The sequence below is a fragment of the Salinithrix halophila genome, assembly GCF_042650125.1.
GTDB lineage: Bacteria > Bacillota > Bacilli > Thermoactinomycetales > DSM-45169 > Salinithrix > Salinithrix halophila.
In genome coordinates this window covers 1-481 of sequence record NZ_JBHSAP010000018.1, presented here as the reverse complement: position 1 = coordinate 481, position 481 = coordinate 1, and the positions used below count along the sequence as shown (strand labels likewise).

The window sequence follows — 481 nt, the reverse complement described above, 5'->3', positions numbered from 1 at the left end:
TTTCGTCTTTCTTTGTACGCCTTCAGGATTTCCCATCTGTACATTGGATACAGACTGTTTCACACACCAATCGACAAACTGTTTGGTGGTCTTATGGAGAGCATTTTGTAGTTGTTTTTCTGATTTAGATAGCACATAACGTTTTGCCCGCTGATATTTCTTCCACTGACGGGAACCCTTTTTGCACCTCGATTGAAGGCGCTGAATCGCTGCTAACTTTTTGTTGCGCAGGCGATGAATGGAGCGGATCTTCCGACCCGTGATGATCAACGCTTCTCCGCTTTCAGCGAAGGCGGCAAGGGTGTGGATTTCGCCGGGATCAACCCCGGCCGATTGTTTCTTCTCATAGGGTTGATTTTCTTTTCCATCTTCAAAGAAAACCGATAAGTACAATCCGTTATCATAACAAAGCTCGATTTCCTTGATGGTTCCTTGTGGGAGGTTTTTGGTATGGAGGACAATCGGCTTTTCCCGTTTCCCT

General features: G+C 45.7%; 1 protein-coding gene. It reads right to left on the bottom strand.

Annotation, left to right across the window (positions count from 1 at the left end):
* Positions 1 to 481, bottom strand: a 481-nt coding sequence (locus ACFOUO_RS13030) for a transposase (protein WP_380705582.1), incomplete at both ends; no start/stop codon positions are given.